Here is an 18,119-nt window from a genome sequence, read left to right as displayed (position 1 = left end):
TCAAGCGCATCATTTTCGTGACGCTAAGAGCAAAGATTAGCGTTTTATATACTAATGTTTTTTATGCGGCACCTTGAATGATCTCAAGGTGCCATTGTTATAAATTTACAAAGGTGAGAGCAATGGCTCATGTTCCTCAAATAAAAATACCGGCAACTTATATGCGTGGCGGTACATCCAAAGGGGTGTTTTTTAATTTAACGGATTTACCAAAGCGTTGTCAGGTTGCTGGAAGTGCACGCGATAATATGCTTCTTCGCGTTATAGGATCCCCCGATCCTTACGGAAAACAAACTGACGGGATGGGGGGCGCAACATCAAGCACTTCTAAAACGGTAATTTTATCGAAAAGTGAAATGCCTGAACACGACGTGGATTATTTATTTGGCCAAGTGGCCATTGATAAAGCGTTTGTCGATTGGTCAGGAAATTGTGGCAATCTTACCGCTGCCGTAGGCTCTTTTGCTATAAATGCTGGGTTGGTTGAAAGTGCACGTATTCCTGAAAATGGCGTGTGTACAGTGCGTATTTGGCAAAAAAATATTGCAAAAACCATTATTGCGAATGTACCCATAGTTAATGGCGAAGTACAAGAAACGGGTGACTTTGAGCTAGATGGTGTTACATTTCCTGCTGCAGAAGTCCCCGTTGAATTTGTCTCGCCAGTTGATCCATCCGAAGCTATGTTTCCAACAGGGAATGTTAAAGATGTGCTACAAGTACCAGCCTCAGGTACATTCGACAGCATTGAGCTTGAAGTGACGATGATAAGTGCTGGCATTCCTACTATTTTTATCAACGCCAAAGATATTGGTTATCAAGGTACAGAACTACAAGATGCAATCAACAATGATGAAGCTGCATTAGAACGATTTGAAGTGATCCGGTCACATGGTGCAATGAAAATGGGGTTAATATCGGATATTTCAGAAGCGGCTGATCGCCAACACACCCCGAAAATCGCGTTTGTTTCATCGGCAAAGGAATATACCACCTCGAGTGGTAAAAATATTCAAATAGATGAAATAGATTTAAATGTACGAGCACTGTCGATGGGGAAACTTCATCATGCGATGATGGGCACGGCAGCCGTTGCTATTGGCGCTGCAGCCGCAATCCCTGGCACAATAGTTGCGCTTGCTGCAAGTAAGGACGAAAAGCAAAAGGCAGCTGAGTCTGTCACTTTCGGTCACCCTTCAGGCGTGTTAAAAGTTGGAGCCAAAGCAAGTAAAAAGGATGGATGCTGGCTTGTTGATAAGGCTATGATGAGTCGTAGTGCCCGTATTTTAATGGAAGGCTGGGTGCGCATTCCCGAAGATTCGTTTTAAATACTTATTCTTAACTTAAAAGAAAAACATAAATAACAAATCAATTAGCCAAGCCTAAAAGTACTAAACTTTATAAAAGCCCCATATTTCTATAAATATGGGGCTTTTATTTGCATGAAATAGGTAAGTTGTTAAGCTGAACTTATTAATAATAATCATTGTCCGATGTTCCAACGTGAATTAAATATTCATTCATTTAATTAGATTTTTGTCTAGGAGTTAAAATGTTTAAACGATTAGTCGTTATATGTTTGTTAAGTGTCATACCTAACGTCCATGCTTTTACAGGGATTGAAGTTACTGGTAAAGCCTCAGTGATGGCGGTTCCTGATGTGTTTTCTTTAACCATCAGTATTAAAGAGCGAGGAAAAAGTGCTAACAAAACGAAAATGATTGTGGACGATAAAAGTACTAGAATCGTAAAAATGTTTTTAAAGCGTGGCGTCAATGAAGACAATATCGATTCATCACAAGTAAGACTCTTTCCTATTTATGAAAAACCAGCAATAACATTTGAACAACAAGAGCTTCAAAAACGGCTCAACGCTCAAGAAAAAATACTATTATCCGGTAAACATTCGGAGCAAGAAAACACCAGTCGCCTAACACGTTTTGAAGTTAGTAGAACTATGACTATTTCATTCAAACAATTATCTCTGTACGACCAAATACTCGATGATCTTGTTAAGTTAGGTGTTAGCCATATTTCACCCGTTGAAATGTCGATAGAAAATGCTGAAAAATTGTATCAAGAAGCTTTATCTCAAGCCATTGACAAAGCGAAGCAAAAGGCAAACAGTATCGCTCAACAAGCAGGCGTGAAATTAGGTAGTCTTTTATCATTAAAAGAGTCAGGATATTATTCTCCGATGCGATTTGCGATGGCCAATGAGGCAAAAGCAGGATTTAGTTCGAACGTCAGCCAAAAGGCAGTTTCTGCTCAAGTTATCGCCATTTATGCCATAGAAGATTAGATAATCTGCTTATTTAGGAATATATCTGCTATAAAGCTTTAATTTAGCGTATTATCGCGGTATGTTATGGCCATTTTGAAAATAGTGAAATATTTCTATGCTTAAAACTGATTTCTATGCTCAGTTAGCACAGCAAACTAGCGCTATAATTGGTGATGAAAAAGATATCATCGCTAATATGGCTAATATTAGTGCATTACTGTTTGACGCTTTAGATAAAGTGAATTGGGTAGGCTTTTATCGAGTTGTTGATCAAGAGCTTGTTTTAGGCCCATTTCAAGGTAAAATTGCCTGTATTAGGATCCCCGTTGGTAAAGGGGTTTGTGGGACTGCCGTTTCAGAAAACAAAACTCAACGGATTGCCGATGTTCATCAATTTTCTGGACATATAGCGTGTGATGCGGCAAGTAATTCTGAAATCGTAATTCCAGTGGTAGTGAAAAATCAAATTATAGCGGTGTTAGACATAGATAGCGTAGTGTTTGATCGTTTTGATGAAGATGATCAAAAAGGTCTCGAAACTATTGTTGAAATTTTTAGCCAAGCTATTGATAAAGCACAAGGTTAAAAATTATGAAAGAGTTTGTCGTTATTCATGATTTTCTTGTTTCAGAAGCCGTAGTTGGTGATTGGGACGGTCAAGAAGAGTTAGTCGCAGAAAATCTCAATGAGATTTATCATACTTTGTATGATTATGCAGAAGAAGACATTGAACCAGAGGTATTAAATCAATTATTAGCTTTGGTTTGGGAAAATTGGATAGGGCAAGATGCGCTAGCCGAAATTGAAAGTTCAGATATTAGTGATTGGTGTCAAAACCTGCTTGCTAATCGTGATCAGTATTTAACAGAGTAAATAAATAGAAAGTTGTATTATGGAAACTAAAACAGAAAGCGAAACACCTGTAGAAACTGCAAAAGAAACAGGAACTCAGGTTGAGGCAAATACTAAACGCACCAGCACTAAAGAAATTATCGCTTATTTGGCGGAAAAATTTCCAGCATGTTTTTCAATCGAGGGTGCTGCTAAACCATTAAAGATAGGTATCTTCCAAGATCTTGCTGAACAGTTAACCGATGATGAGACTGTAAGTAAAACACGTTTGCGTCAAGCACTCCGTCATTATACGAGTAGCTGGCGCTATCTAAAAGCGATTAGGTTAGGTGCATTTCGTGTAGATATTAACGGTGAGCAAGCTGCAGAAATTGATCAAGAACAAGCCGATTATGCTGCTAAAACCCTAAAAGAAAGCCAAGAAAAATTTGGTAACAAAAATTATAAAGACAATGGTGGGAAAAAACCTTATAAAGGTAAAAAGCCCGAAATTACTGGTGCTCAGCAAAAGTCTAACGATAAAAACAAAGTTAAAGATAAAGCTAAATTTAAAGCCGTTAAGTCAAATAATCGTGCACAATCTAAAGTAGCCGTTAAACTTAAACCTGTTGAGTCAAATGCCGTTACAGTCGGTAAAGCGGTAAAAGTTCAATTAGGTAACTCGCCAATTGACGCTGTGATCACCGAAGTTTCTGGCAATGAAGTGAGTGTGCAACTTAATTCTGGAATGGTTGTCAAAACTCAAGTCAAAAATATTTTCACTGAATAATTTATGGAGTAGCAAGCATGCAAAAAATTTGTCGTATCGCACTTGCCGTATCGTTATCGCTAACCTCTGTTAGCCTATTTGCTTTATCAACTGCTGACAAATCAACGCCTTTACCTATTTTAGCACCTGAAGGTCAGCATGCTGCTTCTAGTAAACGTATCACAGCACAATTTACTCGTGCTCATTATAAAACTGTTCAGATGAATGATGTATTATCTGAACAGATATTTGATCGTTATATTAAACAACTTGATTACAATCGAAATGTTTTTTTAGCCGATGATATTAAAGGTTTTGAAAAATATCGTTTAGATTTTGATAGTGTTATCGCTCGGGGCAAACTCGATATTGCTTACGATATTTATAATTTAAATTTACAACGTCGATTACAACGTTATGAATATGCCTTAACGTTATTAGAAAAACCATTTGATTTTACCATAGACGAAACTTATCACTATGATCGCGAAAATGCTGAATGGCCTGTCTCTGAAACTGAATTAAATGAATTATGGCGATTAAAAGTTAAATATGATGCGCTAAATTTGACCCTTGCTGGTAAAGAATGGGACAAAGTGCAAGAGGTGTTAGGAAAGCGTTATCGATATGCTATTCGTCGTTTAAAACAAAGTGAAAGTGAAGATGTTTTTCAAATCGTGATGAATAGTTTTGCTCGAGTTGTTGAACCTCACACGTCTTATTTATCACCCAGAAATGCCGAACGCTTTCAAATGGATATGAACTTATCTCTTGAAGGCATTGGTGCTGTTCTTCGAGCCGAAGAAGATTATACCGTTATCCAAAGTATTGTCACCGGTGGGCCTGCGGATAAATCTAACGCCTTAAAACCAAAAGACCGTATTGTTGGCGTCTCTCAAGGTGAAGAAAAGTTTGAAGATGTTATCGGTTGGCGCTTGGATGATGTGGTTGATTTAATCAAAGGGCCGAAAGGAAGTAAAGTTCGTTTACAAGTCCTTTCAGGTGAAGAAATTGATGAATCAAGTATCAAAGTGGTATCGATTATTCGCGATAAAATTATTTTAGAGGATAGAGCCGCAAAATCTGAAGTTTTTCATGAAAAACAAGGCGATGAAAATAGTAAAAAGTTAGGTGTTATTAATATTCCAAGTTTTTACAATAATTTGTCTCAAGATGTTAAAAAAGAAATAGATAAACTAAAGGCACAAGATATTGAAGGAATTATTATCGACCTTCGTGGAAACGGTGGCGGTTCTCTAACTGAGTCAACCTTGTTGACTGGGTTATTTATTGATAAAGGTCCTGTTTCACAAGTACGAGACGGTGCTAATCGTATATCAGTCAATCATGATAAAGATGGTGTAAGCTATTACGATGGTCCCTTAACCGTGATGGTTGATCGATATAGTGCTTCTGCTTCGGAAATCTTTTCAGCAGCGATTCAAGACTATGGTCGTGGCGTAATCGTTGGTGAACATACCTTTGGTAAAGGTACTGTCCAGCAACATCGTCCACTAGGTCGTGTTTACGATTTATACGAAAAACCGTTAGGAAGTATACAGTACACGATTGCAAAATTTTATCGTATTAATGGTGGCAGTACTCAGCATCGAGGCGTGCTACCTGATATTGCTTTTCCATCAGCGATAGACCCAGAAGAGTGGGGGGAAAGCAAGGAAGAAAATGCTTTACCTTGGGATCAAGTTCCGAAAGCTCGTTATTCTCAAGTGAATAATATTGCTACTGATGTTGAATATTTAGCCTCATTACACCAAGAAAGAATAAAATCTAATACTGAATTTAATTATTTATTGGATGATATTAAAGAATATAAAGCTGAAAAAGATAATAAAACGATATCGCTTAATTTAGCAAAACGAAAAGCTAAAGCTGATGCTAGAAAAGCAAAACAGCTAGTTCGAGCAAATGAACGTTTAAAAGCTTTGGGCAAAGAGCCGGTTAATTCGTTAGATGACTTACCGGATGAACTCGACGAGTTGGATCCTTTTTTAGCAGAAACGGCTAAAATTACCTTTGATTTAGTTTCATTGGGTAAAGTTGCGAAAAAATAACTAATAAACCAATTTTGAAACCGCCTGTAAAGGCGGTTTTTTTTTAAATAAATATTTTTAATCACTATTGGTGAATAGTTATTATTTTCTAGAATAAATTTATTGTGCAATAAATGCTCGTTTACAATAAAGTTCTTGCAACACTAGACAAGTCAGGGCATGTTATGGCCCGTTACACTAAAAACTATTATAATAAAACTACTTGTATTAAGGTCAAACGCATTTATGTCAGTTGAAAATCAAAGCAAAGCACCTAGTTTTTTTGATGCTTTAATTCCTCTTGTTTCTCTAGTGATCATGTTATCAGCCTCCGTTACTTATTTTGCTGACAACTCATCCTATGGGCCGAATCAAATTGCTCTGTTATTTGCTATGGGTATCGCCATAATCATAGGGCTAAAAAATGGTTATACTTGGTTATCAATTGAGAAAGCCATTATTCATGGTATTTCTATTTCATTAGGCGCGATATTAATTTTATTAACGGTAGGTGCTTTAATAGGTACTTGGTTATTATCTGGTACCGTTCCGACGATGATTTATTTCGGTTTACAAATTATAGATCCCAGTTGGTTTTATGCAGCGGCTTGTGTGGTCTGTGGTATTGTTGCCATGAGTATTGGCAGTTCATGGACAACCGCTGCAACTGTAGGTGTCGCTTTTATTGGTATTGCCAATGGCTTTGAAATGTCGACGTCAATAACTGCTGGCGCGGTGATTTCAGGTGCCTATTTTGGCGATAAATTGTCACCCCTGTCTGAAACTACTAACTTAGCACCTGCAGTGGCCGGTAGTGAATTATTTGCCCACATTCGTTATATGCTTTGGACAACGATACCTTCGATAAGTATTGCCCTTGTTTTATTTCTAATTATTGGTTTCAATCATTCTGCTGGTGACTCTGCAAATACCGAGGCTATTGAAACGTTAAGTAATACTTTAATTTCAACTTTTAATATTTCTGTATTGAATCTAATTCCGTTGGCTATCTTGCTTTTCTTAGCGTATAAAAAAGTCCCTGCGTTTCCAGCGGTTGCTATTGGCGCCATTATTGGTGGCATTTGGGCTGCTGTTTTTCAGCAAGAATTAATTTTAACTATGGCAACGGCAGGGCTGAGCCAAACAAAAGCTTTTATTACTGTTATTTGGACGGCATTTTTTGATGGTGTTGTTGTTAATACTGGTAATGATGAAATAGATGAATTACTGAGTCGTGGTGGTATGTCTAGTATGCTTAACACGATTTGGCTAGTGATGTGTGCTTTAAGTTTTGGCGCTGTTTTAGAGCACTTAGGCATGCTGAAAAAGTTTGTGGAATCAATTTTATCAGCAGCAAAATCAACGGGTAGCTTAATTGCCAGCACCGTGGCAACATGTATAGGTACTAACTTGATCACAGCCGATCAATATATGTCGATTGTCATGCCAGGAAGAATGTACAAAGAAGAATATGAACGAAGAGGTTTACATCCCACCGTTCTCAGTAGAACGTTAGAAGACTCTGGTACGATTACTTCACCGTTAATACCATGGAATACTTGTGGTGCATTTATGTTTGCGGCATTAGCGTTAACCTCATATGACTATATTCTTTATTGTTTTTTCAATCTTATAAACCCTATTATGGCGATAATTTATGGCTATTTAGGCTATAACATTAAAAAAATTACTGATGTAGATTAGTATAATTTAACGTTCACGTTTGATTCGAAATGAAACGTTAATAACCAAAACTGTTTTTTTTAAAATATTTATTAAATAAACATTCACTTTTAAGCCTGTTCATTACAGGCTTTTTCTTTTTCATGATTTTGCTTATCTGGTAAACCATGGCAAAATATATCGAATATTTATTGTAGGACCTCTTTTATGACCGATAACGCAGCAAGAATTTTAGCGGATTATCAAGCTAGCGACTTTTCCATTTCCACCATCAATCTCACGTTTGAACTTTCTGATACTGCCACTATTGTTACCAATGAGATGTCGGTTTCAAGCACGAATAATAACCATGCCGATTTAGTATTAAATGGTGAACATTTGACGTTAGTATCTGTTTCGATTGATGGTGTAGCGCTTAACAAAGAGCATTACGAATTAACTGAAACGTTATTGACAATTCCTGTGTCAAAATCTGACTTTAGTTTAACAATCGTTACTGAAATAAACCCTGTAGAAAATACAGCGCTTGAAGGGTTATTTAAATCGGGTGGTGCTTTTTGTACACAATGTGAAGCTGAAGGGTTTAGACGTATCAGTTATTATTTAGACCGTCCTGATGTCATGGCTAAATTTACAACTAAGATTATCGCTGACAAAGTTAAATACCCTTATTTACTCTCAAATGGCAATAAAATTGCTCAAGGTGACTTACCTAATGGTATGCATTTTGTAACTTGGCAAGATCCGTTTTTAAAACCTTGCTATTTATTTGCCTTAGTGGCTGGTGATTTTGACGTATTAAGTGATTCATACAAAACCGTTTCGGGAAGAGACGTTGCCTTAGAAATATTTGTTGATAGAGGCAATTTATTTAAAGCTCACCATGCAATGGCATCATTAAAAAAATCGATGCAATGGGATGAAGAAACTTTTGGCTTAGAATATGACTTAGATATTTATATGATCGTGGCTGTCGACTTTTTTAATATGGGGGCGATGGAAAATAAAGGTCTCAATGTTTTTAATAGTAAATTTGTTTTGGCCGATCAGAAAACCGCGACAGATACCGATTATTTTAATGTTGAAGCCGTTATTGCCCATGAATATTTCCATAATTGGACGGGTAACCGTGTCACGTGTCGAGACTGGTTTCAGTTAAGCCTAAAAGAAGGATTAACCGTTTTCAGGGATCAACAATTTAGTGCCGATATGCATTCAGCGGCGGTGACTCGCATTCAAAATGTTCGGGTATTACGTGCTCATCAATTTGCAGAAGATGCGGGGCCAATGGCACATCCTATTCGTCCTGAAAAAGTTGTCGAAATGAATAACTTTTATACCTTAACTGTTTATGAAAAGGGTGCGGAAGTTATTCGGATGATCCATACGCTTTTAGGCAAAGATAACTTTCGAAAAGGCATGGATTTATATTTTGAACGTTTTGATGGTATGGCCGTGACTTGTGATGACTTTGTTGATGCCATGGCAGATGCTTCAGGTATTAACTTGCAACAATTTAAACGTTGGTATAGTCAATCAGGTACGCCGGAATTAACAGTCATTGAAGCTTATGATGAAATCAAGCAAGTCTTTAGTTTGACGGTCAAACAAGTGAATGCGCCAAGTAAAGTACAGCCGGTCAAAGGGAATTTACATCTTCCGATTAAGATTGAATTAATCACAGACAATGGCAAAGCACAGCATTGTTTAGCATTAACTGAAAGTGAGCAAACCTGGCAATTTAAGGGCTACAATGCAAAACCTATCGTGGCATTTTTATCTGGATTTAGTGCCCCAGTAAAAGTGAATTTTCAGCAAAGCAACCACGAGTTAGCGACATTAATGGTCGACGCGAGCGATGCGTTTAATCGCTGGGATGCGGGGCAGAGCTTACTTACGGGTTATATTTTAACATTAGTGAAAGAAAGTGAATTCGACTTACCAGAGACGTTGATCGCCGCGTTCGCCAAAATTTTAGCATCAGATATTGATCCAGCGCTAAAAGCCGAGCAATTGACTCTACCTAGTTTTGATGAGTTGATTGATAAGCTAGATCAAGCCGATCCTATTGCTTTGCTTGATGCGATTCAAAAAGTGAGATTATTCTTAGCGAAAGGATTAACAAAAGAATTATCACTGAGTTATCAAAAATTTCAAGGTAAAGATTATAAAAATGATGGTCAATCCATTGCTGAAAGGGCATTAAAAAATGTCTGTCTTTCTTATTTAACCTCATTACCTGAATATCATGAACTGATTTCTAAGCAATATGAAAGTTCCGATAATATGACTGATACTCTGGCTGCACTTGTTGGCGCGGCTAAAATTGCAAATAATGTCACGGACCAGTTAATGGCAGATTTTGAACAACAATGGTATGAAACACCATTAGTGATGGATAAGTGGTTTTCTATTCAAGCAGGCCTGGATAGTGAAAAAGTATTTAGTCATTTAGAAAGCTTGCTCACGCATCCTTTATTTACTTTGAAAAACCCCAATCGTGCTCGTTCTTTAATTGGTGCCTTTGCTCAACAGAACCCACGTTATTTCCATTGTGAAAGTGGTAAGGGCTATCAGTTTTTAGCCCAACAAATAAAACAGTTAAATGATATCAATCCTCAAGTGGCTTCTCGGTTAATCACACCATTAATTCAGTTTGAGCGCTTTGATAGTCAAAGACAAAAAATAATAAAAGAGCAGTTGCTTGAGTTAGCTGCGTTACCGAATTTATCGAAAGATTTACAAGAAAAATTAGATGCCACTTTGAACCATTAGTATGAAGCGTTATTTTTTTTCCATTAATATCTCTACCCTTGATTTTTACCCTTATTACCAAGGTAAAATACAAGACATCGTTGTGACGACCAATGAAGGAAAAACCGTACAATTTCCAGCGATGCATTTAAGAAAGTTTTTATTACCGACAGGGATTAAAGGTTATTTTTGCTTGAAAACTGAAAATAATAAGTTTCTTTCTTTGGAAAAACTTGCATGATTAGAGTTAATGCTTTAAACAGTGGTCAGACCATCTTGGGCATTTTGATAAGCTTGTAGAAAACTGCTCTGAATCATTAGTGTGTATAAAGGTTTTAATAAAACTATTCCAAAAATACAGTCGTTTAAAACGCTTGTTTTAAACGGCTTTTTTTATTTGTGCTAAAATTGTGCGCAAGTCATTAAAATACAGTCTCTTAACATTCGTTTTTATCGCTTGATTAGCCTCAAAAATGATGCAATTATTGTTTTATACTACTATATTAAATCTAATGTCAGGTTGATGAGTAGGATTTATCCTTTCTGATTAACGTAATATAGAAAGATTATAAATATAACAATAATAACTGTTTCGGGTCTGGGGAGAGAGTAATGAAACAAAGCTCAATCAAAAGGTTTTCAAAAAAACCATTGGTTATTGGTGTTGCTGCGGCATTAATGTGCTCAACAACTTCGCAAGTGTTTGCTTCAAATTTTGAATTAGGGGATTTTGATATTCGTTTTGATTCAACGTTTTCTGTAGGTGCAAGTTGGCGAGTTGAAGATAGAAACTGGGGTGACACCGTTGGTAAATCAAATAACCCCAATAATGGTTTTGATTTTTCTAATTACCATCCTTCGTTAAATCCTAATCCAAATAATGCTGTGATATGGCAAGGTGAAGGCTCTTACTCTAATAACGGTGATTCAGGTAATCTAAATTATGATGCGGGAGAAACTTTTTCTCGTTTATTTAAAGGGACTCATGAACTAGATATCCGTAACGATAATATGGGCCTCTTTCTTCGAGGAATGTATTTCTATGATATGGAAATGTCAGACTCTGATCGTGCTTGGTCTAGTCCGCTTACTGGTAAAGTAAATGACCCTTGCCGTGATGATACAGCATCTGAGCAATTATGTAGTGATGTTCGCTTATTAGATGCTTATTTTTATGGTGACTTTGATATCGGTGAAATGCCGTTTTCAGTCCGAGTAGGGCAACAAGTGATTGGTTGGGGGGAAAGTACCTTAATTTCACATGGTATTAGTGAAATCAATCCTGTTGATATTTCTCGTTTAAAGGCACCAGGCTCTGAACTTACCGAAGCTTTTATTCCATTTGGTGCTGTTTGGGCTTCTTTGGGAGTGACGGAAAACTTTAACGTTGAATTGTTCTATCAGTACGAATGGGAAAAAACCATTCTACCTGCACCAGGAAGTTATTTTTCTACCAATGATTTTGCCGGTGATGGCGGCCATTATAATAATGTTCAGTTAGGGTTTACTGGTAACCCAGATATGGACTTAGACTTTTTAATTGATAGTTTAAACGATTTTAGAAATGATACTTTAGGTAAACTAGGTGCTGCTGGTGGTGATCCTGCTCTGTCTGGTGCTGTATTAGCGCAAGCAGGAGCTGATTATGTTGGCGCATTTCCAACCAAACTAACGCTTAGACGTCAAGATGCGGAAAATGATCCAGAAGATGGCGGTCAATATGGTTTACGTTTATCTTGGTATTTACCTGAGTTAAATGAAACTGAAATTAGTTTATATCATATAAATTATCATAGTCGTCGTCCTGTTTTCTCAGGTGTTACAGCTGATTACAGTAAAGTGAGTCAAGATTTAGGGACTATCCTTGCTGCACCAATAACAGAAGAAAATTACACAGATTTAGCGTCTTTCTCACGTGTAGAATTAGACTACGTTGAAGATATTAAACTTTATGCGTTAAGTTTTAATACGACCATGGCAGGTACCGCATTTGCGGGTGAAGTAACGTTTAGACAAGATGAGCCATTACAAATTGATGATGTGGAGTTGTTATTCGCTGCAATGCCTCAACAGCTTGCAAATGCCGGGTTACGTCCCGATTTAGATGGTATTTCGCAAATGCCAGTGTTTGGTTTAGGCCAAAAAGCCGATGGATTTATATTATCTGATACGGTGCAAGCACAAATGACAATGACGCGTTTTTGGGGGCCTTCTTTAGGAGCTAGTCAATTAACGACGTTACTTGAAGTTGGTGGTATCAGTATAAAAGATATGCCTGATGAAGATGTTTTAAGACTTAACGGCCCAGGAACGGCAAGAAGTGGTGGCATTTCAGGTAATAAAGAAGGTTTAGCCTTAGCGTTGCAAAATGGTGTTGAAACAAACCCATTCCCTGATGATTTTGCCTGGGGCTATCGCTTTGTAACTAAACTGGATTACACCAATGTATTTGCTGGTGTGAATATGTCACCTCGTATTGTTTTATCTCACGATGTGAGTGGTATTACACCGGATCCATTATTTTTATTTGTAGAAGATAGAAAATCTATATCTGCAGGTATCGCATTTGATTATCAAAGTCGCTGGTCAGCAGATATCAGCTATAACGGCTTTTGGGGTGGTGTTGGTACCACGAACCAAATGTCAGATCGTGACTATGTATCTTTCAATGTAAAATATTCTTTATAAGGCTGTAAAAATGAAAAAAATTACCTTATTATCATTAGCGATTGGCTTTACTCTTTCAGGAGTTACCAACGCTAAAGTTGATGAACAACAAGTAAAAAGATTATCAGGCGAACTAACGGCAATGGGGGCGACTCGCAGTGCAAATGCAGATGGCTCAATACCTGCCTGGACAGGTGGTATCACAGAATTACCGGCTGGTTATGTCGCTGGTACGCATCATATAGATCCGTTTCCGAACGATAAAATTGAATTTACCATCACATCAGCCAATGTTGAACAATATAAGAGTGTACTTACGCCAGGACAAGTGAAGTTATTTGAAACCTATCCTGATACTTACAAAATGAATGTTTATCAAACAAGACGCTCAGCATCATTTCCTGAGCATGTTTATCAAGCATCTATTGATAACGCTGGTCGCGCTGAATTGATTCAAGATGGAAATGGTATTACTCAATCAGCGGTTGGTGTGCCATTTCCTATTCCTCAAAATGGTTTAGAAGCCATTTGGAATCATATTTTACGTTATCGTGGTGAAGCGTTAACACGTCAAGCAGGACAAGCAACACCTACGGCTTCTGGTGACTTTACATACATAGGTTTTGATGAAGAGCTTATGCTGCCTTATGGAGTTAAAGGTGCTTCGCCAGAAACCCTAGAAGAAACTAATATTTTGTTTAAATTTAAGCAAAAAGTTACAGAGCCTTCAAAATTAGTTGGTACGGCATTATTGGTACATGAAACGATGGACCAAATTAAAACACCTCGCCAAGCTTGGATCTACAATAAAGGTATTCGAAGAGCGCAAAAAGCACCGACTGTTGCTTATGATGCCCCGGGTACCGCAGCTGATGGTTTAAGAACAACCGATGATTTTGATATGTTTAATGGTGCGCCAAATCGTTATAATTGGACCCTAAAAGGTAAACAAGAATTATATATTCCTTATAATGATTACCGTTTACACAGTGATAAAGTGACTTATGACGAAATTATTCAAGCAGGTCATATTAATCCTGACCTTGTTCGTTATGAGAAACATCGTGTTTGGGTGGTTGAAGCTAATTTGAAATCAGATACACGTCATACGTATAAAAAACGTGTGTTCTATATTGATGAAGATAGCTGGCAAATTGCGGTTACCGATATTTATGATGATCGCGATGAATTATACCGCGTAGGGGTTGCTCATGGTTTAAATTACTATGAAGTTCCTACTCAGTGGTCAACACTTGATGTGTTTCATGATTTCCAATCAAAACGTTATATTGCGATTGGTTTAGATAATGAAAACAAAATGTATGATTTTTCAGCTAAACTAAAAGATATACAGTTTACATCAAGAGCTTTACAGCGTGATAATCGCTAATCACCTTTGATTAGTCGATGAATAAGGGCTGGCTAAGTGTCAGCCTTTTTTATATTGTTAATTTTTATATTTGAGGTGAATCGTTCAATGAGAGTAATGACTGGCTTGATTTTTTGTTTGTTTCTTAGCTTGGTAAGTAAAGCTGAACAACAAGTAACGCCTGCAATGATGTCTCCATTAGCTGTCAAATCGATGTTATTTGATGTAACCAATGTTGAAGATAAGTTTATGATTGCTGTCGGTGAACGCGGCCATATTCTGCGGGCTGAAAATCTTGAAGATTGGCAGCAAATGCCTGTTCCTACTCAAACTACCTTAACAGCGGTGACTTTTGTAAATAGCCTTTTAGGCTGGGCTGTTGGTCATGATGGGCTTATTTTACATACCTCTGATGGCGGATTTACATGGCAAATACAACAATTTATTCCCCACCAGCAAAAACCATTACTCGATGTCGCCTTTATTAATGAGCAAGAAGGGGTGGCGATAGGTGCCTACGGTTTATTCTTTCGTACCCTTGATGGCGGCCTGACTTGGCAACAAGAATATCACACATCATTACTGTCACAAGATGACTTAGATTACCTTGAAGAGTTGAAACAAGAAGATGAGCAAACGTATTTAGATGAGCGTGCTAGTATTCTTCCTCATTTTAATCGAATCTTCTTGGATGGACGTACAACTTACTTAGTCGGTGAAGTAGGCTTGATCGCGAAAAGTAACGACTTTGGCAAAAATTGGCAGCGTTTTGATGATATTTATCATGGGTCTTTTTTTGATGTCGCTCGAACACAACAGGGGAATTTATTAACCGTAGGTCTACGGGGTAATAGCTTTAGAAGTCTGACAAATGGTAGTCCTTGGCAAAAAAGTGAAACGTCTGTAACCACATTATTAAATAGCATTGTTTTAGCCAGTGATTCTCAATTGTTTTTACTTGGTAATAATGGTGTGTTGTTAGAGAGTAATGACGATGGTAGTACTTACACCAAAGATATACAAAATGATGGCAAAGCCTTGTTAGCGGGCACCGTTTTTAATCAACAGTTAGTCGTCGCTTCAGAAGTCGGTATTAAAGTTTTACAGGTAATAAATTAAATGACAATCAATGCTTTTATTAATCGGTTAGAAATAACCATTTTCAGACATCGACTTTTCGTTTTAGTCTCGTTTATTTTATTAAGTCTATTTTTAGGTTTTCAAGCATCTCAAATTAAATTAGATGCGTCATTTACAAAAAATATACCGTTAAATCATGAGTATATGAAAACTTATTTAAAGCATCGAGAAAACTTTGGTGGGGCTAATAATGTCCTTATTTCTGTTTGTCATCAAAAAGGTGACATTTTTAACCCTGAGTTCTTTACGGCTTTAAAAGGTGTGCATGATCAATTATTTTTTATTCCAGGGGTGAATAGAACACAAGTTAAATCGTTATTTTCTCCAAGTACGCGTTTTGTTGAGGTTGTAGAAGATGGTTTTGCTGGTGGCCCCGTAGTTCCCGCTGACTTTAAAGCCGATGAACATGGCTTAAACATTGTAAAAAATAATATTGAAAAAGCAGGGATCGTTGGACGTATCGTTGCCGATGATTATAGCTGCGCCATGGTAAAAGCTATATTGATGGAGAAAAACCCAAACACTGGTGAAAAGCTTGACTCTATTGCGTTAGCGTCTGTTTTAGAGAACGATGTTAGAAAACCTTTTGAAAAAGGTAATATCACCGTACATATCATTGGCTTTACCAAAATGGTGGGTGACGTGGCTGAAGGAGCAAAAGGGGTCGTTACTTTCTTTGCTGTCGCCATCGCAATTACCTCAATCATGGTATTTTTATTCTCGCGTTCTATTTCATTAACCATTCTACCTATTGCTTGTTCATTAATTGCTGTGATCTGGCAAATGGGCCTATTATCTAGTTTAGGTTTTGGCTTAGATCCAATGTCGATTCTTGTGCCATTTTTGGTTTTTGCCATTGGTGTCAGTCATGGTGTGCAGATGATAAACGCCATAGGTAAAAAAGTGGCTCAAGGCTTGCCTACCAAAGATGCTGCTCAGTTTAGTTTCCGTTCTTTAATCATTCCAGGTGGCGCGGCATTACTATCAGATACGGTTGGTTTTATCACTTTATTATCTATAGATATTGGAATTATTCGTGAACTTGCTATCACCGCGTCTTTAGGTGTCGCGGTCATTATCTTTACCAATTTACTCTTGTTACCGGTATTAATCTCCTATTTGAATTTACATAAAAATGGTCAAACTGCACAAGAGAAAACCGCGACTCAATCGGATAAAAATTCCAGTTTATGGCGATTTATGGCTAGTTTTACCCAAAGAGGGGTTGCAACAATTATTCTGGCAATTACCACGCTGTTATTTTTACTTGGTTATCATTATTCTCAGCAATTAAAAATAGGTGAGTTACATGCTGGTGCACCAGCGTTACACGAAGAGTCTCGATATAACCAAGATACGTTTTTGATCACCAATCGTTATGCCATTAGTGTGGATTATATGTCTGTAATTGTCGAAACAACGGCAAATGCTTGTACTGACACTAACGTATTAAAAACCATGGATGATTTCCAATGGCGTATGGAGAATGTTCAAGGGGTTCAATCAGCGGTCAGTTTGCCATCGGTAATGAAAGTCATAAATGCTGGCTATTATGAAGGCAACTTAAAATGGCGCATTATTTCACCCAATCAATTTGCTCTTGCTCAAGCTTTATCGAATGTTCCAAGTTCAACAGGTTTGTTAAATAATGAATGTAGCGTTATGCCGATCATTTTATTTTTAAAAGATCATAAGGCTGAAACTATAGATCGTGTCGTTGAACAGGCAAAATTGAATATCAGTCAATTAAATAATGATTTGCTTACCTTTAAATTGGCTTCTGGCCCCATTGGTGTCATGGGAGCTACCAATGAAGCCGTTGCTGAAGCTCAGTTACCTATGATGATTTATGTATACGCTGCGGTGATTATTTTATGTTTAATTAGCTTTAGAAGTGTCAGAGCAACTATTTCTGTCGTCGTGCCATTATTTGTGGTTTCTACGTTAGCACAATGGCTTATGACTGCACTTGATATAGGTTTAACGGTTTCTACACTGCCTGTTATTGCCTTAGGGGTGGGGATAGGTGTTGACTATGGTATTTATATTTTGTCGACGATGAGTGTAAAACTAAGAGATGGTTTATCATTAAATGACGCCTACTTAGAAGCTTTATACGAAAGAGGGAGCGCGGTATTAATTACCGGGATCACGTTAGCAATAGGCGTGTCGACCTGGTTTTTCTCTGATTTGAAATTTCAAGTAGATATGGGCATTTTGCTTACCTTTATGTTTTTAGTGAATATGCTTGCCGCGGTTACGGTTTTACCGGCAATAGCAAGTTTTCTATGGAAAACTGAAAAATAATTTCAATTAATCTTTTTTTTAATTTTTGCATAAATAAACAAGAAAATGGCCGAAAGGTCATTTTCTATTTATAACTAGTGAATAAACAATTATTGTTGCTTTAAAACACCCCGCTAAACTCGCTTTATGAATGGTCTGAGCAGAAAAATAATGCTCGCAATACCCTAAAATTACTAATAAAATTCAATATATAGTCTATCCTGTTAAACATAGGTTTAATTTGATAGATATAACCATAAAAATTATTAAAGAACTTAATACACA

At 37.2% G+C, this 18,119-nt stretch carries 13 protein-coding genes; all 13 read left to right on the top strand.

Annotated elements, in window-relative coordinates:
- Nucleotides 1-122 precede the first annotated feature (122 nt).
- The 13 genes from prpF to ABXH06_RS05830 all read left to right on the top strand — a co-directional run bounded on the left by prpF (nt 123) and on the right by ABXH06_RS05830 (nt 17,855).
- The gene (prpF, locus tag ABXH06_RS05890) at nt 123-1,328 is read left to right on the top strand and encodes a 2-methylaconitate cis-trans isomerase PrpF (RefSeq protein WP_353517593.1); all 1,206 of its coding nucleotides are present in this window, start codon (nt 123-125) and stop codon (nt 1,326-1,328) included.
- Between the two features lie 224 nt (nt 1,329-1,552).
- Nucleotides 1,553-2,302, top strand: a complete 750-nt coding sequence (locus tag ABXH06_RS05885; protein WP_353517592.1) for an SIMPL domain-containing protein — start codon at nt 1,553-1,555, stop codon at nt 2,300-2,302.
- Between the two features lie 97 nt (nt 2,303-2,399).
- On the top strand, nt 2,400-2,870 hold the full coding sequence (gene msrC, locus ABXH06_RS05880; protein ID WP_353517591.1) for a free L-methionine (R)-S-oxide reductase MsrC: 471 nt from the start codon (nt 2,400-2,402) through the stop codon (nt 2,868-2,870).
- Between the two features lie 5 nt (nt 2,871-2,875).
- Nucleotides 2,876-3,157: a hypothetical protein gene (locus ABXH06_RS05875; RefSeq protein WP_311575773.1), complete on the top strand. Its 282-nt coding sequence runs from the start codon at nt 2,876-2,878 to the stop codon at nt 3,155-3,157.
- Between the two features lie 19 nt (nt 3,158-3,176).
- On the top strand, nt 3,177-3,905 hold the full coding sequence (gene proQ / locus ABXH06_RS05870) for an RNA chaperone ProQ (protein WP_311575771.1): 729 nt from the start codon (nt 3,177-3,179) through the stop codon (nt 3,903-3,905).
- A 17-nt stretch (nt 3,906-3,922) separates the two neighbouring features.
- The gene (gene prc / locus ABXH06_RS05865; protein ID WP_353517590.1) at nt 3,923-5,956 is read left to right on the top strand and encodes a carboxy terminal-processing peptidase; all 2,034 of its coding nucleotides are present in this window, start codon (nt 3,923-3,925) and stop codon (nt 5,954-5,956) included.
- Nucleotides 5,957-6,181: 225 nt separating this feature from the next.
- Complete coding sequence (gene nhaC / locus ABXH06_RS05860) at nt 6,182-7,639, top strand: Na+/H+ antiporter NhaC (RefSeq protein WP_353517589.1); 1,458 nt, start codon at nt 6,182-6,184, stop codon at nt 7,637-7,639.
- A 186-nt stretch (nt 7,640-7,825) separates the two neighbouring features.
- The gene (gene pepN / locus ABXH06_RS05855) at nt 7,826-10,393 is read left to right on the top strand and encodes an aminopeptidase N (protein ID WP_353517588.1); all 2,568 of its coding nucleotides are present in this window, start codon (nt 7,826-7,828) and stop codon (nt 10,391-10,393) included.
- Nucleotide 10,394: 1 nt separating this feature from the next.
- Nucleotides 10,395-10,613 (top strand): DUF2835 domain-containing protein, encoded by a 219-nt coding sequence (locus tag ABXH06_RS05850; protein ID WP_311575761.1) that lies wholly within the window; start codon nt 10,395-10,397, stop codon nt 10,611-10,613.
- A 371-nt stretch (nt 10,614-10,984) separates the two neighbouring features.
- Nucleotides 10,985-13,060 carry a DUF1302 domain-containing protein gene (locus ABXH06_RS05845; RefSeq protein WP_311575758.1) on the top strand — a complete coding sequence of 692 codons (2,076 nt, stop codon included), beginning with the start codon at nt 10,985-10,987 and terminating at the stop codon, nt 13,058-13,060.
- A 10-nt stretch (nt 13,061-13,070) separates the two neighbouring features.
- Nucleotides 13,071-14,429 carry a DUF1329 domain-containing protein gene (locus tag ABXH06_RS05840; RefSeq protein ID WP_311575755.1) on the top strand — a complete coding sequence of 453 codons (1,359 nt, stop codon included), beginning with the start codon at nt 13,071-13,073 and terminating at the stop codon, nt 14,427-14,429.
- 96 nt (nt 14,430-14,525) lie between these two features.
- Nucleotides 14,526-15,527: a WD40/YVTN/BNR-like repeat-containing protein gene (locus ABXH06_RS05835; RefSeq protein ID WP_353517587.1), complete on the top strand. Its 1,002-nt coding sequence runs from the start codon at nt 14,526-14,528 to the stop codon at nt 15,525-15,527.
- Nucleotides 15,528-17,855, top strand: coding sequence for an efflux RND transporter permease subunit (locus ABXH06_RS05830; protein ID WP_353517586.1), 2,328 nt, complete (start codon nt 15,528-15,530; stop codon nt 17,853-17,855).
- Nucleotides 17,856-18,119: the final 264 nt, after the last annotated feature.

It is taken from the genome of Thalassotalea sp. SU-HH00458 (assembly GCF_040362795.1).
Lineage (GTDB): Bacteria > Pseudomonadota > Gammaproteobacteria > Enterobacterales > Alteromonadaceae > Thalassotalea_H > Thalassotalea_H castellviae.
The sequence above is the reverse complement of the archived record's forward strand: the minus strand, read 5'-3'. Positions and strand labels throughout refer to the sequence as shown.